19 protein-coding genes are annotated in these 20,312 nt (G+C 42.9%); 9 read left to right on the top strand and 10 right to left on the bottom strand.

The genetic code is table 11. From position 1 onward, the window contains the following. Positions 1 to 116: 116 nt before the first annotated feature. The 4 genes from hisC (at position 117) to hisA (ending at position 3,613) form a co-directional block, all read left to right on the top strand. Positions 117 to 1,175 carry a histidinol-phosphate transaminase gene (gene hisC / locus L6773_RS02405; RefSeq protein ID WP_237852250.1) on the top strand — a complete coding sequence of 353 codons (1,059 nt, stop codon included), beginning with the start codon at positions 117 to 119 and terminating at the stop codon, positions 1,173 to 1,175. After that, positions 1,172 to 2,059: an imidazoleglycerol-phosphate dehydratase HisB gene (gene hisB / locus L6773_RS02400; protein WP_237852249.1), complete on the top strand. Its 888-nt coding sequence runs from the start codon at positions 1,172 to 1,174 to the stop codon at positions 2,057 to 2,059. The genes hisC and hisB overlap by 4 nt, the downstream gene beginning before the upstream one ends. A gap of 175 nt (positions 2,060 to 2,234) precedes the next feature. After that, entirely contained in the window at positions 2,235 to 2,831 is a 597-nt protein-coding gene (gene hisH / locus L6773_RS02395) for an imidazole glycerol phosphate synthase subunit HisH (protein WP_237852248.1), read from the top strand. Positions 2,832 to 2,902: 71 nt separating this feature from the next. Then, positions 2,903 to 3,613: a 1-(5-phosphoribosyl)-5-[(5-phosphoribosylamino)methylideneamino]imidazole-4-carboxamide isomerase gene (gene hisA / locus L6773_RS02390; RefSeq protein WP_237852247.1), complete on the top strand. Its 711-nt coding sequence runs from the start codon at positions 2,903 to 2,905 to the stop codon at positions 3,611 to 3,613. 382 nt (positions 3,614 to 3,995) lie between these two features. Here the strand turns inward: hisA and L6773_RS02385 are convergent, their stop codons facing one another. The 4 genes from L6773_RS02385 to L6773_RS02370 form a co-directional block, all read right to left on the bottom strand. Beyond that, positions 3,996 to 5,255, bottom strand: a complete 1,260-nt coding sequence (locus L6773_RS02385) for a serpin family protein (RefSeq protein ID WP_237852246.1) — start codon at positions 5,253 to 5,255, stop codon at positions 3,996 to 3,998. 247 nt (positions 5,256 to 5,502) lie between these two features. Further along, positions 5,503 to 6,960, bottom strand: coding sequence for an ATP-binding protein (locus tag L6773_RS02380; protein WP_237852245.1), 1,458 nt, complete (start codon positions 6,958 to 6,960; stop codon positions 5,503 to 5,505). Positions 6,961 to 6,968: 8 nt separating this feature from the next. Next, complete coding sequence (locus L6773_RS02375; RefSeq protein WP_237852244.1) at positions 6,969 to 7,469, bottom strand: response regulator; 501 nt, start codon at positions 7,467 to 7,469, stop codon at positions 6,969 to 6,971. A gap of 12 nt (positions 7,470 to 7,481) precedes the next feature. Next, entirely contained in the window at positions 7,482 to 8,870 is a 1,389-nt protein-coding gene (locus L6773_RS02370) for an SLC13 family permease (RefSeq protein ID WP_237852243.1), read from the bottom strand. 374 nt (positions 8,871 to 9,244) lie between these two features. Here L6773_RS02370 and L6773_RS02365 point away from each other — a divergent pair, with 374 nt between their 5' ends. After that, a complete protein-coding gene (locus L6773_RS02365) occupies positions 9,245 to 9,637 on the top strand; it encodes a (2Fe-2S) ferredoxin domain-containing protein (RefSeq protein WP_237852242.1) in 393 nt (130 codons plus the stop codon). Positions 9,638 to 9,783: 146 nt separating this feature from the next. Next, positions 9,784 to 10,404 carry a pyridoxamine 5'-phosphate oxidase gene (pdxH, locus tag L6773_RS02360; RefSeq protein WP_369431152.1) on the top strand — a complete coding sequence of 207 codons (621 nt, stop codon included), beginning with the start codon at positions 9,784 to 9,786 and terminating at the stop codon, positions 10,402 to 10,404. A gap of 50 nt (positions 10,405 to 10,454) precedes the next feature. Here the strand turns inward: pdxH and L6773_RS02355 are convergent, their stop codons facing one another. From L6773_RS02355 to L6773_RS02335, 5 genes are all read right to left on the bottom strand, one after another. Continuing rightward, complete coding sequence (locus tag L6773_RS02355) at positions 10,455 to 10,841, bottom strand: type II toxin-antitoxin system VapC family toxin (protein WP_237852240.1); 387 nt, start codon at positions 10,839 to 10,841, stop codon at positions 10,455 to 10,457. Position 10,842: 1 nt separating this feature from the next. Further along, positions 10,843 to 11,097: a type II toxin-antitoxin system VapB family antitoxin gene (locus L6773_RS02350; RefSeq protein WP_237852239.1), complete on the bottom strand. Its 255-nt coding sequence runs from the start codon at positions 11,095 to 11,097 to the stop codon at positions 10,843 to 10,845. A 71-nt stretch (positions 11,098 to 11,168) separates the two neighbouring features. Next, the gene (locus L6773_RS02345) at positions 11,169 to 11,339 is read right to left on the bottom strand and encodes a hypothetical protein (protein WP_237852238.1); all 171 of its coding nucleotides are present in this window, start codon (positions 11,337 to 11,339) and stop codon (positions 11,169 to 11,171) included. Positions 11,340 to 11,462: 123 nt separating this feature from the next. Next, positions 11,463 to 12,569 (bottom strand): DUF3179 domain-containing protein, encoded by a 1,107-nt coding sequence (locus tag L6773_RS02340; RefSeq protein ID WP_237852237.1) that lies wholly within the window; start codon positions 12,567 to 12,569, stop codon positions 11,463 to 11,465. Positions 12,570 to 12,764: 195 nt separating this feature from the next. Beyond that, complete coding sequence (locus tag L6773_RS02335) at positions 12,765 to 14,201, bottom strand: amidohydrolase (protein WP_237852236.1); 1,437 nt, start codon at positions 14,199 to 14,201, stop codon at positions 12,765 to 12,767. A 225-nt stretch (positions 14,202 to 14,426) separates the two neighbouring features. Here L6773_RS02335 and mnmE point away from each other — a divergent pair, with 225 nt between their 5' ends. From mnmE to L6773_RS02320, 3 genes are all read left to right on the top strand, one after another. Further along, entirely contained in the window at positions 14,427 to 15,806 is a 1,380-nt protein-coding gene (gene mnmE / locus L6773_RS02330; protein ID WP_237852235.1) for a tRNA uridine-5-carboxymethylaminomethyl(34) synthesis GTPase MnmE, read from the top strand. A gap of 585 nt (positions 15,807 to 16,391) precedes the next feature. Further along, complete coding sequence (locus L6773_RS02325; protein WP_237852234.1) at positions 16,392 to 18,872, top strand: T9SS type A sorting domain-containing protein; 2,481 nt, start codon at positions 16,392 to 16,394, stop codon at positions 18,870 to 18,872. A 148-nt stretch (positions 18,873 to 19,020) separates the two neighbouring features. Further along, positions 19,021 to 19,650: a hypothetical protein gene (locus L6773_RS02320; protein ID WP_237852233.1), complete on the top strand. Its 630-nt coding sequence runs from the start codon at positions 19,021 to 19,023 to the stop codon at positions 19,648 to 19,650. Between the two features lie 17 nt (positions 19,651 to 19,667). On the opposite strand, the gene L6773_RS02315 is transcribed toward L6773_RS02320, so the two are convergent. Next, positions 19,668 to 20,294 (bottom strand): response regulator, encoded by a 627-nt coding sequence (locus tag L6773_RS02315; protein WP_237852232.1) that lies wholly within the window; start codon positions 20,292 to 20,294, stop codon positions 19,668 to 19,670. Positions 20,295 to 20,312 lie beyond the last annotated feature (18 nt).

The raw sequence follows: 20,312 nt of genomic DNA, 5'->3' as shown, positions 1-20,312 counted from the left end.
GAGAGGGGATTTAGGGGTGTGTTCGTCACGGGAACCCACCCCTGAAAACTCCGCTGAACGCTCCGTTATCTGTCCCCTCCCAAGAGGGGAAGAAAATCGAAATCATAAATCAAAAAATGCCTAAAACAATCGATATAGAAAGCCTTGTTCGACCGAACATCAGAAATTTAAAACCGTACCGAAGTGCCCGCGATGACTTTGACAAAGGTCTTTTGCTGGATGCCAACGAAAACAGCCTCGGTTCACCGGTGCGAAATGATCTTGAGCTGCATCGGTATCCCACCCCTACTCAGGACGCGCTTCGAAAAAAGATCGCCGAATGGAGACAGGTTGATTTTGAAAACATTTTCCTTGGCGTCGGTAGTGATGAGGCGATCGACCTGATTATGCGTATCTTTTGTGAGCCGGGTAAGGATTCGATCATCACCACTCCTCCAACCTATGGTATGTACAAAGTTTCGGCGAATATCAATAATATTGATGTGAAGGAGGTTCTTCTGACAGAGTCGTTTCAGCTACAGCCAAAGAAAATTCTTGAAGCAGCTGATGAGCGAACCAAAGCTCTGTTTTTATGCTCACCCAACAACCCCACTGCAAACTCCATGAAGCAGACAGACCTGCTGAAATTGGTGTCTCAGTTTCCGGGAATCATCGTTATTGATGAAGCATATATCGATTTCAGCAGCCAGGAATCGATGGCGGGATTAGTCCAACAGTATCCGAATTTGGTGGTGCTTCAGACATTTTCAAAATCCTATGGACTGGCGGGAATCCGGTTGGGCATCGCGATCTCAAATCCTCAAATCATTAATTATATGTTGAAGGTGAAGGCTCCCTACAACATCAATAAACTGACCGCCAAAACAGCCCTTGATGCGTTTGACAACATCGAGTTGGTGAAGTTCAACATCCAAAAAATTATCGAAGAGAAAGAGTATGTAGCGGAGCAATTAGGTCACGCTGAAGAAGTTGAAAAAGTATATCCATCCGATGCGAATTTTCTTCTCTTTAAGATTCAAAACGCAAAAGAGATCTATAAAAAATTAGCAAATCGAGGTGTAATTGTTCGGTATCGGGGCAATGAACCACTTTGCGAAGACTGCCTGCGTGTCACCATCGGCATGCCGGATGAAAATGTGCGTTTCCTCAAAACTTTGAAGGAGGTCCTTGTATGAAAATCTGGATTGATGATACAGCTTTAAACAGCAATTCTGATTCGTTGCTTCCATCCGGTACACTCTTTGCGATGAGATATCTGCAGGAAAATGATGCTGAACTATCTTTTGATTCTGACTCTCTCTCAGATCAACAAATCGAACTGATCAAAAATGAAGAGATCCATGCGGGTGATTTTGATTCTGAACAAGCAGATGGATGGATACAGAAAAAGCAATCCTTCCAGTTTATCACCAATGAAACAATTATTGAAGAAGCGGATGACTGGACAAAAATAAGCCATAAAATTTTATTTCCAAGCCGAAAAGCTCTGATCGAACGAAATACAAAAGAGACGGATATTTGTGTTTCAATAAACCTGGATGGCACGGGGCAGAGTTCAATCAATACCGGACTGAACTTCTTTGATCACATGCTAGAGCAGATCGCACGTCACGGATTGGTGGACCTCGAAATAAGATGCGACGGAGACCTGGAAGTGGATGAACACCACTCTATTGAGGATACCGCCATCGCGTTAGGACAGGCTATTCGCGAAGCAATTTCTGACAACAAAGCAGGTATCCAGCGTTATGGGTTTGCCCTGCCGATGGATGAGGCACAAGCCAACGTTGCCATCGATCTCTCTGATCGTCCCTACCTTCAGTGGAATGTGCAGCTGAGCCGTGAATATGTTGGTGATTTTCCAACAGAGATGCTGGAGCACTTTTTTTATTCGCTTGCAATGAACGCACGCGCCACCCTGCATGTTTCAGCAGATGGAAAAAATGAGCATCACATTATTGAAGCCATTTTTAAAGGATTCGCCAAAGCACTGAGATTTTCTGTCAGCCGCAACGAGCGAATCAAAGGAATTTTACCCACAACCAAAGGAACAATTTAGATTTAGTGAGAAAGCAAAACGCAAAAGTTAAAAGTCTCTTTGCTGTCATCCTGAACTTTATTCAGGATTTCTTGGCTTTAACACAAAAGAGGAGTCTGAATCAACTTCAGATTGACTATATACTATCCTCGAAACCCACTTCTTACTTTTCACGTTTGCCTTTTCACTCATCACAATGATAGGAATAATAAAATACCAGGCGGGTAATTTAGCGTCTGTTTCGAACGCATTAGACAGACTTCATGCCGATTATATAGTATCAGACAATCTAGAGGAACTGGAAAAGGTGGATGCAATCATTTTCCCGGGTGTGGGTCATGCAGCAGCAGCGATGGACGATCTGCGATCTAAAGATCTGGATGTTTGGCTGAAGAATACCAAAAAACCAGTACTTGGAATCTGTCTGGGCATGCAGTTATTCTATGAGTCATCTGAAGAGGGGGATTGTAAGGCTTTGGGAATTATCCCCGGAAGACTGAAACGGTTTGATTCTTCAAAAGCTAAGGTCCCTCATATGGGCTGGAATAAGTTCGAATCGGTAAAAAAACATCCAATTCTCAGAGGAATTGAGAACAAACACTTTCTCTATTATGTACACGGTTATTATGCTCCACAAAGCGAGCACACTCTTGCCACATGCGACTACATTGAAAAATTTACAGCTGTAACCAACAAAGACAATTTCATCGGTGTTCAATTTCACCCTGAAAAATCGGGACAAGTTGGCTCGCTCTTGCTGCAGAATTTTTTGGATATGGTGAATAGTTCCTGATTTTGAGTTTAGACTCGTGAAGTTTTCAAAACTTCGCGGATCTTAAATTAAGTTAAATTTTAGAGTCATCTATGAAAATTATTCCCGCCATTGACCTGCTCGACGGCCAGGTTGTTCGACTTCAGAAAGGAGATTATCAAAAAAAGACTGTATACAACGATAACCCGGTTCAAGAAGCATCGAAATTTAAAGAAGCCGGATTCAATCATATTCATGTAGTGGATCTGAATGGGGCTAAAAGTGGCAAGTTTGAAAACCTACCCCTCATCCAAAAAATTATTGATACAACAGGACTTTCTGTTCAAACCGGCGGTGGCGTTCGATCTAAAGCAGACGTAGAGCTGCTTCTGGAAGCTGGATTGAGCGGTATCATTTGCTCCTCTATGGCAGTAAAAAAGCCTAAAGAATGGATCCAGGCTATCAACAATTATCCCGAACAGATGATACTTGGATTAGACCTTAAAGATGGAAAAATGGCTTATGGTGGATGGCTGGAAACCTCAGACCAATCGATAGCCGAGTTTCTAAAACCAATGATGAATGCCGGACTCCAAACAGTTCTAAGTACTGATATTTCAAGAGATGGGATGCTTAGCGGACCCAATGTTCAGATGTATCAAAACCTGCAACATGAATTTCCGGAATTGAATTGGATTGCTTCAGGTGGGGTATCAAAAATTGATGACCTTGAAGAGCTTATCTCACTTAACATCTACGGAGTGGTTGTCGGGAAGGCATACTATGAGGGAAGAATTGGCCTCGAAGAACTTTCTGCGATGTGATTACCCTAAACGTCCCGGGCATTTACAACTGGCGCTAAAGATATTTCTCTTTTTTAGCAAGACAGTGGTTTTTTCTTGAAATGATATGATGCAGAATACTCATCAAAAAGAAAAAGCCACCCCGAAAATTGAGACGGCTTTTCATTCGAACTATTTCATCGATTAATCTCGGATGCAGTCATCCTGCTTTTGCTCTTCCATTTGGCATTTATCAACTGCCGTTGCTCCACATTGTGGACATGTCGTTGGTTTATCCATAATTGATCCTCCATTTTATTCAGTATTTACACATCTATAAACGGCAATTTTTGTCAAATATCATACTCTAAGGATCAGTTTATACTTAGTTTAAATAAATCATACCAGTGGGTCTTTAATAGCTTTACAACACGGACGGATCTTTCACTTTGCCCATAAAGAGGTTTGTGCCACTTTCTCTCTCATGGATAATAAATACAAACGGACGATTAACAATCATGGAAGGTGGCAAAGATGTAACCCCTACACCCACCGAGGTTACGGCTGCAGCTTCCGTGCCCTCTTCATCCACACTTACAAATGTTTTGTGCTTTACTTCACTGATATAGAGACTCTGTGGAGAAACATCCGCTATACCGGAGAAATCAGCCGCTCCCTCATCAAACGCTTTTTCCATACCCATCGATTTGAGGATATCGTTGTAGGTGATCTCATATTCCATCTCAAATTTTGGAAGTTCAAGTGGAACCTCTGAAACCCGAAGGTTCGATCTCCATTGTACCAGGTTTTCCTTGGTTACCTCTTCTTCAATAAATTGATTGAGCGGCATTTCTGGATCACCCGGCATCAGAACGCTCATAGTGAATAGGCTGTCCCCGTAAGGAAGCTCAATCATCCTAACCTCCTCAGAAAAATTGACCGCATATCTCTCTTTTTGACTCATCATGTCAACCTGAACCGTTTCACCGCTTTCAAGATGAAAATCGGCTTTGCGGGTCTCATCTTTATCAAACTTGCTGAGCCAATCTCCTTTGAAGTAGATCGCATTGATCAGGTACATTACCATCTCAGGCGGAATTCGGTCAATAATCTTTTCAATTTTACCCTCTGTATTTTCATTAACCCAGCTGTTGATCGTATCCACCGATCCCGAATTCCTGAAATCCAGCCCGGCAACTTCCGCATCATAAAAATCCTCCAGTCGTTGAAGGAAATCGTCTTCCACAACGAGTGATTGCTCATGCCAAACGGAGTTCGCAATTTTCATGGTCACTTTGGGGTCCAGCGATACCAAAAGCTCGATCAGTGATTGAAATGCCTCGTTAATCTCTCCAGTGTCCATTCCGTTTAAATGTAGTGCTTCTTTCATCTGCTCAAGTGTTTCTCCTTCAGCTCCGTTTAGCGTCATAGCCAGAGCGGTGGAGATACTCAATGGCGAGATAAACAAGTTCTCTTCCTCATTGTCGTAAGAAACTGTTTGCCGAAAAATATCATAACTAAACGACTGATCGGCTTCAACGAGCTGCTTTTCTGATGCAGTGAGCTCTCTTGGAAGTTCGCCATGAATTTCACCCGGGCCGGTAACGTCTGATTGACAGGTGGCTAAAAGCAATGCCAAGAAAAATGTTGGGAATATCAAAATGATTGATCTTATAGTACTCATGTTGATGGTTATTTAATTTGCATGTATAACGAATTGAGCATGAAAGTGATTATCCGTCACTTTTTTATAGTGTCTGTTTGTAATACACGCAAGAACTCTTACCTACCTATATACATCTACATCAAATAGAAGTTTCCTCCTATGCTTGCTGAACAATTTTGGGTTGATAAATATCGTAATCTAAGCCTGAACTTAGCCTGGTGAATGTTGCCTGAGATTGCAGCGGGCTTTTACTCCCTCTCAATACCTAATTCCTGATCGGAAGCGTAACCGTAAATACCGCTCCACCATCGGGATCATTCCTTGCAGAAATGGTTCCGCCGTGCTGCTTTATAATATCTCTTGAAATGGAAAGGCCAAGGCCGAGACCAAATTTCACATCAGATTTTTTAGTTGAGAAGTTGGAATCAAAAATATTATAAATAATCTCTTCAGGGATACCGGGGCCTAAATCTTTAATCCTTACTCTGATATGATCATCCTCGGCAGTGCAGTAGATATCTAATGAGCCATTTTTCCCCATTGCATCCGCAGCATTCAGAATGATGTTCGTCCAAACCTGGTTCAGTGCTGCCGGATTTGCGCGAATTTTGGGAACTTCCTCCAGGTTAATCTGGATGTCGTAATATTTTATCCGGTTGCTTGTCAGTTGAAGCGTATCGTGGATTCCTTCACGAATATCAATCAACTCCCACTCTTTGTCGGTATCGGTGCGGCTGTAGCTCTTCAAGCTTTTCACTAAACCGGAAATTCGGTTACCGGCCGATTCGATATTTTGAAACATTTTGCCCAGTTCAAAATACTGGAGATAAATATCCAGCTCCTCGGGATTATTTGTCATAGATTTGAAGTTGGAAAGAAGTTCCCCGGGTATCTGGGCTAATAAACGAATCTGTGAAGCTTTGGCTCCTTCAAATTGTTTACGTAACTCAGACGACCGTTTTCGGAGCGTAGCCGTATCTGGATACCCTGATTTTTTGCCGGATTCATAAAGGCTTCGAACGAACGACTGTTTATCCGGCTCCCGGTCATCTTGTTTCATCAGTTCAGAGATGCGATTTTCGAGTGTTTCCGTAGATCTCAGCAGTGAAGCTGTTGGATTGTTAACCTCATGAGCAAATCCGGCTACCAACTGACCCAGTGTGGCCATTTTTTCCTGGTATATCAAACGATCCTGGGCTTCCTTCAGATCCTGGTATGCCTTTTTAAGTTCGTTCCTCTCTTTTCGTAATTTATTATTGACCGAATCCAGCTTCATCTGCAAGCTGATGTTCGTTTTAAATCGATCCGAAAGATTTGCCAGGATAATTTCATCAATATACTCCTTCATTCTATCATCGCGTTCCAGCAGAGATCGAATTTCCAGATCCGGAATTTTAAGTACAGTTGAGGGCTCCGTTGTGATGGCTGTGGTGAGTGAAGGTTTCCCGGTTGTGAACGCAATAATTCCGATTAGTGACCCATGCTCCAGGCGTATAACCGGGTAATCGATATCTGTCTTCGGTTTCTTTTTATGCAGTACAACAACGCCCTCCAGGAGAATGTAGATATCATTCAGAACATCTCCCTCCCTGAAAAGAGTAACGTCTTTATCTATTTTATGAACAAATTTTTCCGACTTGCCTGTTTCATCAAACACCCTTTTGATAAGTTGAGTAACAAGCTCTTTATCTTCGATCCACCGTTTACTGAATTTAAAACTCATAAGAAGATCTAATTATCCGTTACACTTTTTCCTTTTCTGATCTGTTCCGCAATTCTCTCACCGTCCAAAACAGCCATAAACTGCATCGGGTTCGAAACATGTTCCAGCACATATTCTGTCAACTGATCTTTGACGATTTCAACCAGCTTCTCCTTCTCCCAGGGTTTGGCGATGTAGTGCTTCAGATCTGCTTCATTCACCGCCCGAACCGTTTCATCCAGCCCGGCCTGTCCGGTAATTAAAACTTTTTGTGTTGATTCAGTTTGAGGGTCATGCTGCATCTCCACCAGCAGTTCAACGCCATTATCGCCCGGCAATACGTGATCGCATAAAATCAACCCGACCTCATTTCCATCATCAAAAATTGACTGGATAATCTCACGTGCTTCCTCAGCCGTATCGGCCATCTCAATAACAAAATGCGATTCAAATGTTGAGATGTCCCGAACAATAGCATCCAGTACTTCAGGTTCATCTTCAACCACCAAAATGTAGATTTTTGTTTCCATAGTGTTCTTTAATTAAATCAAATAAGGCCAATAAATCATCGATAGAAGCAGGATAAATCCAAGCCCTATCAACCCGATAATCAACCCTGCCGTGATCATATTTTTAGTTTTCAGCATGCCTGTACTAACAGCGATGGCATTCGGAGGTGTGGATATGGGCAGGATCATGGCAAAACTGGAGCCGAGTGCAATCACCAATCCAATCATCATCATACCGGCGGTTCCCTGTAATATACCGGAAGTTACCAGCGTTATGGCAAGAGGTATCAGCAGCGAAGCCGTCACTGTATTTGAAAGGAAGTTCGACATCGTCAAAGCCACTGTTGCAAAAACCGCAAGCAGCGCCAGGTAACCAAATTGATCCCATGAAATTGCACCGACCATCCATTCGGCAAGTCCGGTTTCTTTCATCGCAATGCCAAGTGAAATTCCACCTGCAATCAGCCAAAGCACTTCCCACGGTAGTTTTCGTATATCTTCTTTTTGAAAAGTTGATGTCAGTGTTAAAACGGCAACCGGTAATAGGGCAACAATCGCACTCTTAATCCCGTGAAGGCTTTCCGTTACCCAAAGTAATACAGTTACTGCGAATGTGGCGTAAAGTATCAAGGCCCCGGGCGACGTTTTCAATTTTCCTTCCAGGTTTAGGGAGATTGCCTCCATGGCCGGCGGATATAATCGAATCAATATCTGCCAGGCAATGAGAAGCATTACAATGGCAAGGGGTGCCGCATAGATCATCCAACTGCTGAACTCCACTTCCATCCCCTGTTGATTGAGGGCTGCTATAACTACCGCATTGGGTGGCGTACCAATTGGAGTGGCCATCCCCCCGATATTAGCCGCAAAAGGAACACTGAGCGCCATTCCGATTCTTGCCGGGTCACCGGGGTCCATTTTGGCTACGATTGGCAGGATCACTGTAATCATCATTGCAGTTGTAGCGGTATTGCTCATAAATGCTGACAGAAAACCGGTCACAAGCATCAGGCCGAGCATCATCATACTAGTCCGCGAACCAAAAGGCCGGAGGAGGTATCGCGTCATACTTTTATCGAAATCGTATTTCACGGATGCATCAGCCAGAATAAATCCTCCCAAAAAGAGAATGATGATGGGATCTGCCAGCGTTGACAGAAACTCGGTGTACGATAATGGACTATATGATGTACTGCTGTAATCAATAAATCCTTGTGAACTGAGAAGGATTACCTCGGCCAAAATCACAAGAATAGATGTAGAATAGATGGGAATAGTTTCAAACATCCAAAAAACAGCAGCCAACAAAAAAATACTCATCGCAAAATGGCCAGCCAATGATAGTCCCGGAAAGCTCACAAACAGGGGCAGGCAAAAACCAATCAGTCCCAAAATTAAACCCGCCCATTTTACCTTCGACATTATTCAACTCTCTTTTCATTCAAATCTGTTTCTCTTCGCCCAAATTACAGAATTGATTACTCTTATTTTAGTGCTGAACACAACTTTTCGGACTGAAAACGCTTTTAATTTGATATTTCTCAACATTCCTAACCAAAGGGTGTCGGGGTGTCGGGGCTTCCGCCCACATCGGGGCTTATCCTTTTTTACTCCATTGATTTAAATCATAGTACAAAGCGCTATGGAATAATATTTGACACCATTCAGTGTTAGCCCCAAAGGGGAGACAGTCCTTCATAATTGCATTTAAGATTCTTCCTGAAGACACCCCGTAATTGATAAAAAATCATCCTATCTTTTGGTTTGAAATTTGTATCCTCAAATTATTCTTAAAGATGAACAAAAAGGCCCGAAAAGAAGCTGAGAAGCTTCATATCCCTACCATCAAACGACATATTTTTTTGTGTGCAGATCAAACCAAACCGAAATGCTGCAAAAAAGAGATTGGTTTAAAATCATGGAAATTCCTAAAACAACGTCTCAAGGAGCTGAACCTTCACAAACAGGGTGGTGTTTATCGAACCAAAGCTAACTGTTTAAGGGTTTGCAAACGCGGACCGATTGCAGTTGTTTATCCTGAAGGCGTGTGGTATCACTCCTGTTCGCCCGATGTACTGGAGCGAATCATTCAAGAACACTTGATCGGCGGCAAGCCAGTCCGCGATTATCAGTTTGCGGAAAATCCGTTAATTTCTAACGAAATATCCATAGAGTCATCGAATGAGTGATGCAGCTACCATAATTACTTCTACTCAGATTACTCAACCGATGGCTGGTACAATTTTATAACTCTAACATGGGAAAAATTTCCAGATTCATAAAAAGATGGACTCCCGCAAGGGAAGAATTGAAAGATACCAAGCAAGCTATTGCCATGATCCGTCGTGAATATGAGGGGATACCGCTTGATAAGAAATCAGTTGACCCCAATCCATTCAAACAATTTTCAGCGTGGTTCGAAAAAGCTGTCCGGGATGTATCACTTGATGCCAACGCTATGACTCTTTCAACCGTAAGTGAAGATGGACAACCCGCTACAAGAACCGTTTTACTGAAAGAGTTTGATGAGAGCGGATTTGTTTTTTACACCAATTACAGAAGCCGAAAAGGGCATCATATCCAAAATAACTCGAGAGTATCCATGACTTTGTTTTGGCCCGAATTGATGCGACAAATTCATGTTGAGGGAAACGCACAAAAAGTACCTGAGACCCAGTCCGATGAATATTTTAAATCACGGCCTGTTGCCAGTCAGTTGGGTGCATGGGCCTCGAGTCAAAGCGAAGAAGTTGAATCCAGATCTGTTCTAAAGGAAAAAATGAAAGAGTATGAAAAGAAATTTGTCGATGATATACCGCGACCGCCGCATTGGGGAGGTTTTCGGATTGTACCGCATCGGATTGAATTTTGGCAGGGACGTTTGAACCGACTTCATGACCGAATCTGTTATTCGCTTGAGGAAGAGGAGTGGGTGATCAAGAGACTTTCTCCTTGATTTTGATTGGCAGGTAGGTTCCGAATATCACTGAATTTCCGTGGATCGGTTTATGTTTTTTGTACATCAGTTTTCGAAAAATCTTCACCAACAAACAAGAGTTTTTCTTGGAGAGAAATTGCCAACGCGTAAGAAAAGCAGTCGCCGTAATTCAATCCAGCTTGATGTATTCCTTTACCGTATTTTCTATATGCAGATCTAGCCAACTCAGCTTGTTCTGCATTTACCGGTACAATCGAGATCTTTAGTCGATGAATAAACTGATCAACCTCCAGCTCACCGGCATCTCCATATCTGGTGTACATAACAATACCTGCTTCAACAACTGATGCTGCAGATACACGAAGAGTTCTTGCATTCTGTATTGCTAATATTAACTGATCAGCTTCTGGCTCACTTTGAAGAATAGCAATGATTGCAGATGTATCTAAGATCATTTTAAGTCGGTAAACCGTGTTTATCGTATCCTAAAATTTCTTCATCAGATCGTTCATCCAAGCAAGTTAATCGATGAATACGATTCTGGATTCTTTCAATCTCCTCTCGAAGCTGCTTCCCTTTTGGTTTCCCGGTTTCTCTCTCTAATCGCTCTTTTAATGCCTTAGCAATAGCTTCGGTAATGGTTTCGCCTGTAATATCAGAGAGTTCCCGGGCTAATCTGTCGACTTCAGAATTTTTAATACTTAGTGCCATGACTCAATTGGTTGATTATATAAATATATATAGAATATATAAAACGAATAATAAGTTTACATATTTTCTTACTACTCAAAATCCAGTGGCGGAAGGTCAAATGGAATCATCCCTTCGTACACATAATCACCTTTTCGCTCGTTGAATTCTGCTTTTCCTTCATTGATCAACTCCGGATTCACAAAAGATCCACCATTGTCTTTGCCAGCTCTTCGGATGCATACACCATTCTTTGTTGCCAAACGACATCACGCCGGTTGCTACTACCGCCACGAATGCCAAGATATTCCAACTTAAAGACTGGACTACATGCCAGCAGTCACTTATTCCTGCCAAGAGGATACATGTTGTTGATTTCATATGATTTAGTCCTCTTCGCCATAAATTTCGAGCCCGGGGAAAAAATCAGCCCATGCAAACCAGTATCCCGTATACGATTTGGTCGGGGTTAACTGGCTTCCGACGCGCGGTCCTTCAACCGCATATCCGAAAACATCCCAGAAATTTCCTTCCTGGTCTTTCATAATAACCGGAAGTGCGTCTTGTACCGCTTCGAATTGCAACAATGGTCCTCCCGGCAGGGTCCTTTGATAAGAAATGGCAAAACTCTTCTCTCTGCTGCCGACAACAACAATTTCATTCCCCAAAAAAACATCCTGAATAACCTCAATTCCGGGTTTCATCCGGTCAATAACATATACCCGAACTTCTGCATTCTCATCAACCATTGCGCCGCCGATAACTCCATGAACTCTTTTTTTCTTGGGCAATCGGTCGTCCGGATTTCTGATTGGAAAATTGGTTGCCGAATTTTCTTCAAGATACTCATCCCCATAGGCAAATCCCTTGTAGTTATACGAGTGTCTTGTATTCCTGGTTAGTACATCCGATTTCGGGTACATTGCCTTCCAGGTTTCCCATGTGGTTTGAAGTACCGGATAGGTTTCCAGCCTGGTACCTGCCATCGGTCCATTGACCGCCCGTAACTGCATCTGTGAATATCTGCTGAAGGTCTGGCGATCATAGGGAACCATGTTACCATGATACAATAGCCCGGAAATTCCAAATTCCATGTTCTTCCGATTCCAGGCAATACCGGTACCGGTAAGTGGGCAATAAGTCATTGCCAGGGAGGTATCGCCTATATGATCATTCACAATCTCATGCCAATCCAATACCTGGTGGGGGTACGCTCTTAATCTGCCTTCAATCTTAACACCTTCAATAAGCCGTTTGTCATCTACAAAATCGATGTCGCTGACAGGTGCAAAATCTGGTTCGTCAATTGAAGCGATCCCATCTAATCCTGTAGCGTGAATGATATCGCCTTTGGGAATAATCCAATCTTCGGAAAATGAAGGCTGCCGGAAATTTTGATCTTCACTACTGAGCCGTTCGTTTACAGTATCACAGCTTCCAATGATCAGGATCAGGAGTAAAAATATAACAGAATATTTTTTTTCAGATTGCATGGTCCACCTTTCCGTTCAAAAATGAAAACGGATTCTTTTATAATCATGACGTTTCAAAGTCATGATATCTTACCTGAATGGTATTATTAATAATGGTACAAGCCAGCAATAAGAAGCAATTAAGTAGTTGCTCTAATCACTTAATATGCTTCAAATATAGATTTTATAAAGCGAACAACCCCTTTACATATTTTCTTACTGCTCAAAATCCAGTGGCGGCGGACCGGGTGGTACCATTCCTTCGTACACATAATCCCCTTTTCGCTCATGGAACTCGGCTTTTACTTCGTTAATCAAATCGGGATTCTCAAACAGATCAACCATCGTCATCGCCAGTGCTTTGGATGCGTAAACCATTCCTTTGTGGCCAATCGACATCCCGCCGGTTGCAACCACCGCCCATGAATGCCATGGTGTTCCTTTTGGTGCAGTTGTAACTCCAAGCCGAATCGTGGGGGCCACAAAACTCACATCCCCTACATCTGTCGAGCCGCCCATCGGGTGTTCAGCCGTTTCTTTCATTGGATTAATCTGCATATCAATTCCCACTGTATCACTATCCGTTGCCAGCTGAATCTGTTTGGCGAACTCTTTCTCCTGCTCTGTGTAATCGATCGTTCCGAGAGCCTCCAAATTCTTTTGTAGGGCGGCGCCACCGGTTCGATTTGGGAGTACTTCATGAATGCCGGAAATCAATGTAATTTTGTAATCCACGTCAGCCATCATCGCAGCGCCTTCTGCAATTTTTTCAACCTGATCCCACACTTCCTGCATTCCTTCGCGCCGGGTATCCCGAACGCGTGTCCAGATTTTGGAGTAATCAGGAACTACATTCACAACTTTTCCGGCATCCTGGATGTGGTAATGAATCCGCACCGTTGGTTTGATATGCTCTCGATACATATTGATCCCGTCGGTGTACAACTCAAGCGCATCGGAGGCGCTTCGTCCGTTCCAGGGATCACCGGAAGCATGAGCCGCCTGGCCATAATACTCAACCAAAAAATCCACCAGCGCTAAACTGCTCTGAACATTGGCCTCGGTTTCATCACTGGGATGCCAGTCCATCACCACATCCACATCATCAAACAGCCCGGCTCGGATCATCCAAAGTTTACCGAAAAATTTCTCCTCGGCCGGAGTGCCGTAAAACCGAATGGTGCCCTCAAATTCACCATTTTCAATCAGCTCTTTGATGCTTGTGGCTGCACCAAGAGATGCAACACCAAACAGGTTATGTCCGCAGCCGTGACCCGGTTCACCTTCAATGAGAGGCTCTTTGTTTGGTACTGTTTTTTGAGATAATCCGGGGAGTGCATCGAATTCACCCAAAATTCCGATCACCGGCTCCCCACTTCCAAACTCCGCGGTAAATGCTGTTGGGATTTCTCCCACGCCGCGAGTTACACGAAAACCTTGAGCTTTTGCGTAGGCTACCAACGCTTCCGATGATTGGTTTTCTTTGAATGCAATTTCAGCATGCTCCCAGATTTCATCACTTAGTTCCGTAAGGTTTGAAGCCTGGTTTTCAATCGATTCGATGACAGTTTGTTTGTATTCATTGTCGATGGTCTCTTGTGCTGCAACCGGTTGAACGATCAAGCACACGAGTAAAATAATGGAGTATTTCATGGATGTTTTGGCTTTTAATGATTTATACGGAAGCATATATAACAATAATTACTAAAAGTGGGTAGTGGATCGGTTTATCGGTTTATCGGTTTATCGGTTTATCGGTTTATCGGTTTATCGGTAAAAAGTATATGAAAGAACTAAAACTAAATTTAGGTCCCTGATTACACTATTCATCCTCTTGATTAACAGTTATATTTAGATGTGAATTAAATCGATAATAGAATGACTGAAGAAGTAACACAAGAACATCCAATCGCCGCAATAGCCACTCCGGTTGGAGAGGGTGGGATTGCTGTCATTCGTGTCTCCGGCAAGAGTGCGATTGAGAAAGTGAGCCAATGCTTCAAAGGAAAAAACCTCTTGGAAGTGGATTCACATACTGTCCATTTTGGAAAAATCATTAACAAAAAGGGAAATGTTGTTGATGAAGTTTTAGCAACCGTTTTCCGTGCCCCCAAATCATATACCGGCGAAGATACGGTGGAGATCTCTTGTCATGGTGGAGTGTTGGTTACGCAAGCGGTCTTAGAAACAGTTCTTACGCAAGGTGTTCGACCCGCTGAACCGGGTGAGTTTACCCAGCGGGCTTTTCTGAATGGAAAACTGGAATTGAGCCAGGCCGAAGCCGTGGCCGATCTGATTCACGCCAAAAGCATCAAAGCGGTGGATGCGGCACATCAGCAGTTAGAGGGGCAGCTTGGAAAACACATCAAGAAATTCCGACAACAAATTATTGATGCCACCGCAATGGTGGAACTTGAGCTCGATTTCAGCGAAGAGGATGTAGAGTTCGCCAACAAAGATCAGTTGAGAGAACTCTTGGTTGAAGTGGATGATGAGATCGGCAGTTTGCTGGATACCTATGAAACCGGGCGGCTTGTGAAAGATGGTGTCAAAACCGTATTTATCGGGCGACCCAATGCCGGGAAATCCACGCTTCTGAATACGCTTGTGGGGACCGAACGAGCCATTGTAACGGACATTGCCGGAACAACCCGTGATACCATTGATGCTGACTGGAGCTACGACGGTCTCCTCTTCAAATTGATTGACACCGCCGGACTTCGTGAAACGGAAGATGTGATAGAAGCGGAAGGCGTCAAACGATCCCAAAAAGCGTTTGAACAGGCCGATATTGTTGTTTACCTGAAAGACCTCTCGCGGCCGATCGATTCCGACGAAAGAGAAGAGATCGCATCCTTTCAAAAACGGGCTTCTAAAACGCCGTTTCTATTAGTGGGCAACAAGTTAGATGTGGAACAGAACAGCCAGGAAGAGCGAATCCATTACGATCTGAAAATTTCAGCTCTTGATGGAGAAAATATCGAGCGATTGAAAAAAATGATGAAACAGCGAGCCCTCGAAAATAAAGATTACGATACCTCAAGCTTGCTGGTCACCTCTTCCCGCCACCGCGACAGCCTTCAGAAAGCACGAGAAAACGTTCAGCGAGCCATCCACGCACTGGACAGCGGCATGACCGGGGACCTTTTAGCCATTGACCTGCGAGCCGCTTTAAAAGAGCTTGGCACGATTACAGGAGAGATTACAACCGAAGACCTACTCGATTCGATCTTTTCGCGGTTTTGTATCGGTAAGTGAAGATGTACGAACCCTTCCTGGGTTTCAAACCCTGGAAGGGTTGCACCATCTTCCTTCACTTTCAGTATGATCGATACCTTCCGTCAGCAAGGAGTGGTTGGTAACTTCTACAGGGACAAACCAATTATACTCGTTCCATCGGAACGACTGGCAACCCTGCCAACACCAGGCGTACTCCAACGGGACGCTTCTTCATTCATGCGTCCGGCATGTTACCCACCCGTTGTTCCACTGGAACAAAAGCCCCGTTCACTCCAATATTTTAGCCTTGTGCATATTAATTTTAGACTTATACCTTTTCTGTTTTTTTTTAATTAAACTATATTAACCTTCAATCAATAGATCAAAGACAATCTGATATCAATATTCTAAAGGAAAAACCGTGCATATTATCTCTTTGTATCAACCCATAGGTTGCCCAATAATGGTTTAAGATGATAATGTATTGCGAGAAGCAGGCTTGATTGAATATTCATCAAACTGGAAAAAACCTTCAGTCAGATTTTTAAACATCGGCAGTACGTTGATACCCTATTTTCAAACTTTTAAAACTTATGGAGGATTGTTGGTTTAAAGGGAGTAATCATGAGGAATGACCATAAAATATTGGATCGTTTTATCTACCTCATCCTGCTATCTCTTATAGCTTTACCCGGGTATGCTCAGCATACCTCTTCTGCCCTTCAAAAAAGCGGCGAGCGACTAACCTATTTCTCAGATCAGGAAGGAAACAGGATCCCCGATTTTAGTCATGCCGGGTACATGAGTGGAGAAGCTGAACTTCCCTACTATCCTGTAAAAATTACAGTAGGACCACAACCCGGGGACGACACCAACAGAATAAAAGGAGCGATCTCTTACGTTGAGGGACTGCCTGTTGACGAAAACGGAGTACGTGGAGCGGTGCTTCTTGAACCTGGAATTTACCAGGTATCAGATCAACTGAAAATCGAAACTTCGGGAGTAGTGTTACGTGGTGCCGGCAGCGGCCCTGATCCTACAGATGCAACTATTCTGCAGGTTTCAAGATCATTCCGGGGCACAGTCGTACAAATCGGTACCGGGGAATACGATTGGTATTGGAATTACAGGGATCCCAGAACGATAGTTACAACACCATTTGTTCCTGTTGGATCAAGAAATTTTGAAGTCGGGGATATTAGTTTTTTTGAGGTTGGAGATAACATCATCCTGCGCCACAGGAGCAGCCAAAAATGGCTCGATGCCATTAATGGTGGGGGCACGGCAACCGATCCACCCTGGGAAGAGGGGTATATCGAGATTTACTACAACCGTACAATTACGGGAATCAAAGACAGCACCATTTCTGTTGATGCACCGATTTTTAACCATCTTGACCGTTCTTTGGCTGAAACAAGAGTTTATGTAGTGGATCGAAAAAAACTTGTTGAGAAATCCGGAGTGGAATACCTGCGAATTGAGATTCAGAGCAGTGGAGAACGTTCAGAAAACCATGCCGAAAACGGGGTCATCTTTCATGGTGTTGAAAATGGTTGGGCACGGTATATAAACATTTTTCACTTCAGCTCCACAGGCTTCGGAACCGCAAATTCGCGAAATATCACCATAGCAAATTCGGGTGCATTTGAGCCGCATTCACCACTGACCGGTGAGAAACGTTACAACTTCAATTCGCAATTCTTTTCGAATAATATACTTTTCGAAAATGTAAATTCCACCAATGGGCGGCGTTCATTTGTATCAAACGGAACAAGTGTTTCTTCGGGAATTGTATTTCTGAACGCTCACTCCCGGGGAGCTCTCAACTCTTCTGAGGGACACCAGAAGTGGAGTCAAGGTTTGTTATACGACAATGTAACCTTCGAAAATCCTCAAACCTATTTTGTCTTAGGGCTATACAACCGGGGAGATTTTGGATCTTCGCATGGATGGGGAGCCGTTCATTCTGTTGCATGGAATGTAGATGCGGGTGGTCAGTATATCTTCATTCAAAAACCACCAACTGCTCAAAATTATGGTATTGGTAATAAAGGGTCCGTTTCCGGAGAAGGAATCTATGATCACCCGACGGGATATATTGAAGGATCGAATACAGATGCCATCCCTGCATCACTGTATAAAGCCCAACTTAATGAACGGCTTGCCAATGGAGTTCCACCTGATGCACCGGTATTGTTAACTGTCTCAAATAATGAGAAGAATCAACTGGAATTGAACTGGAACCACTCCTCTATCAAGGAAACTGAATTTATTATTGAGCGATCACCTGGTGACGGTGAAAATTTCCAAAGAATCGCTACCATACAGAAGAGTGACTCTATGTACTCTGATAATAATATAGGCGAGAAGCTGTATCAATACAGGGTTCGTGCCAAAGATTCGAATGGATTATCGGCCTATTCTAATGTAGCATTCGGTGAGGCTGAATTCACGAATGATTACATTCAAAACTTTCATCTTAAGAATCCCACTGATCAGACAACTATTCAAATAGACATTGACCCCGACAGCACGATAACGTTTGAATGGGATATTCGGGAAACAGAGCTCGATATTGAGTATACATTGCTCATTGACAGACCGGCTAGTGATTTTTCTGATCCATTGGCTGAGATCACTATTGCAGAGTCCAAAGAGTATACAATGACCTACCGGGAGTTGACGAATATCCTGCAAAGGTCTAATATTACCATCGAAAGTGAATTCGCCATTAAATGGACAGTCATTGCATCTACCAAAACTTTAATGAAACAAGCTGAAGAACAGTTTTTGATTTCACTTTTGAAAGATCCGGATTCACCCATTTTAAATGAAGTGGATAAGGATACAGACTTGGCCCAGAACTATCCGAATCCCTTCAATCCAGTTACTACAATTCGCTATTACCTGGCTCAAGAATCTGATGTAACTCTCGATATATTTGATCTTTCCGGCACTCGAGTGGTTACGTTACAGGCCGGAAATGTGGAAGCCGGTTATCATGATGTTGAATTTGATGGAAGGAATCTTGCCAGCGGAGTTTATATGTATCGCTTAAAAACATCCGACTTTGTCCGAACCCGTAAAATGATATTGATCAAATAGATAGCAATTCGTTCAAACTAACGCACTTTAAGTCAATTCAACAACACAGTATCCCTATCAAAAATAAATACCTAGCGATAGGTATTGAAGAAGCGCCTTTTTTTCTGAAAAATAAACCCAATAAATCTCCAACTACATTTCAGAAAAAATGGGACACTTCAAGGCTTTTTCTATACTTGTAATTTTTACATCTATGTTTTTAATGGCAGTTGAATGCGAAGATGAATGTGATAAATGCCAGAGCTCTATCGACCATATGTACGATAAAATTGATGCCCAAGGTTGTAATCCCAATACCATGCAAAAAGCATGGGACCAAATTCGGGAAGATTGCGATCATTTCGACTCAGCTGTAGGGGTCATGGCAGAGACGTGTACTTTCAGTAACAAGGCTAAACCGGGGTGTAAGTTGCCCGGAATTGATCTGAGCGCGTATAATATTTATATCGCCTTAGACCATGGACGGATATTTAGTGATGAAGTTTACAATATTGTCATAAATATCCATGATCAGAGTTACATTTTTGAAATAAAATATGATGAGTTTGCAACTGATATCACCCGATTTACTCCTGAAGATATCGTAATTCATGAAGGGGATATCTTCGAGGTTATTGTTGAATATATTGATGAAGAAGGGCAAATACAGGAAATTACCAGAGAAACGAAGCGGTTTACCTTTGCTCGAAATGGTTCATGGGGCTCGGAGAGAGTCATCTTTTTTAATCTTGATCCGACCGAAGCAAGACTTACTTTTTATAATTGGGATAATACCTAAAATGGTAGTCTGATTAATTACTGCATATTCTCCAACACATATTTCACAAGACCGGTGTTGGTTTTGATATCCAGTTTTTTGTGGATGTTTTTTCGGTGAGTATCTACGGTGTATTTGCTGATTTTAAGGAATCTTGCAATCTGTTGTGAGGTTTTTCCGTCGGCAATCAGTTTCAGGATTTGGCGTTCCCTTTTTGTAAGTGGAGTCAACTCTTCAACCATCTCCGGATTTTCTAACCATTTGTGGACATTGGCTGAAATGGAATCACTATAATAGTGGCCTCGATTGACCAATTTCTGAATGGCCGTAACCAACTCATCCTTTCCCGCTTTTTTGATGATATAACCGGCCGCTCCCGCTTTGAGCATATCAATAACCTCCTCTTCCTGGTCGAACATACTTAGAGCCAGCACCGGGATATGTGAGTAGTTCTCAGTCAGATATTTAACGGCCGCGATACCATCCATTCCAGGCATCCGGATATCTGTCAGTACAATATCAGGGTTTTCTTTTTCAACGGCTTTGATCAATTCAAGACCATCTTTGGCTTCGGCCACTATGGTAATATAACTCACATTATCCAGGATGGATCGAATGCCATCAATAAACATCTGGTGATCGTCTGCTATTGCTACCCTTATCATATTTCAATCTATCTCAGA

The organism is Rhodohalobacter sulfatireducens, assembly GCF_022012475.1.
In the GTDB taxonomy this organism is placed as follows: Bacteria; Bacteroidota; Rhodothermia; order Balneolales; family Balneolaceae; genus Rhodohalobacter; species Rhodohalobacter sulfatireducens.
Note: the sequence above shows the minus strand (reverse complement) of the source record. Positions and strands in the feature narration are given on the sequence as shown.

Excerpts from the sequence above, each read along its gene's own strand:
- L6773_RS02365 (WP_237852242.1), top strand. The coding sequence starts at position 9,245 with ATGAACAAAAAGGCCCGAAAAGAAGCTGAGAAGCTTCATATCCCTACC.
- hisA (WP_237852247.1), top strand. The coding sequence starts at position 2,903 with ATGAAAATTATTCCCGCCATTGACCTGCTCGACGGCCAGGTTGTTCGA.
- L6773_RS02335 (WP_237852236.1), bottom strand. The coding sequence starts at position 14,201 with ATGAAATACTCCATTATTTTACTCGTGTGCTTGATCGTTCAACCGGTT.
- L6773_RS02355 (WP_237852240.1), bottom strand. The coding sequence starts at position 10,841 with ATGATCTTAGATACATCTGCAATCATTGCTATTCTTCAAAGTGAGCCA.
- L6773_RS02320 (WP_237852233.1), top strand. The coding sequence starts at position 19,021 with ATGGGACACTTCAAGGCTTTTTCTATACTTGTAATTTTTACATCTATG.
- pdxH (WP_369431152.1), top strand. The coding sequence starts at position 9,784 with ATGATCCGTCGTGAATATGAGGGGATACCGCTTGATAAGAAATCAGTT.
- hisC (WP_237852250.1), top strand. The coding sequence starts at position 117 with ATGCCTAAAACAATCGATATAGAAAGCCTTGTTCGACCGAACATCAGA.
- hisB (WP_237852249.1), top strand. The coding sequence starts at position 1,172 with ATGAAAATCTGGATTGATGATACAGCTTTAAACAGCAATTCTGATTCG.
- L6773_RS02325 (WP_237852234.1), top strand. The coding sequence starts at position 16,392 with ATGAGGAATGACCATAAAATATTGGATCGTTTTATCTACCTCATCCTG.
- L6773_RS02380 (WP_237852245.1), bottom strand. The coding sequence starts at position 6,960 with ATGAGTTTTAAATTCAGTAAACGGTGGATCGAAGATAAAGAGCTTGTT.
- L6773_RS02370 (WP_237852243.1), bottom strand. The coding sequence starts at position 8,870 with ATGTCGAAGGTAAAATGGGCGGGTTTAATTTTGGGACTGATTGGTTTT.
- L6773_RS02340 (WP_237852237.1), bottom strand. The coding sequence starts at position 12,569 with ATGCAATCTGAAAAAAAATATTCTGTTATATTTTTACTCCTGATCCTG.
- L6773_RS02375 (WP_237852244.1), bottom strand. The coding sequence starts at position 7,469 with ATGGAAACAAAAATCTACATTTTGGTGGTTGAAGATGAACCTGAAGTA.
- L6773_RS02385 (WP_237852246.1), bottom strand. The coding sequence starts at position 5,255 with ATGAGTACTATAAGATCAATCATTTTGATATTCCCAACATTTTTCTTG.
- L6773_RS02350 (WP_237852239.1), bottom strand. The coding sequence starts at position 11,097 with ATGGCACTAAGTATTAAAAATTCTGAAGTCGACAGATTAGCCCGGGAA.
- mnmE (WP_237852235.1), top strand. The coding sequence starts at position 14,427 with ATGACTGAAGAAGTAACACAAGAACATCCAATCGCCGCAATAGCCACT.
- L6773_RS02315 (WP_237852232.1), bottom strand. The coding sequence starts at position 20,294 with ATGATAAGGGTAGCAATAGCAGACGATCACCAGATGTTTATTGATGGC.
- hisH (WP_237852248.1), top strand. The coding sequence starts at position 2,235 with ATGATAGGAATAATAAAATACCAGGCGGGTAATTTAGCGTCTGTTTCG.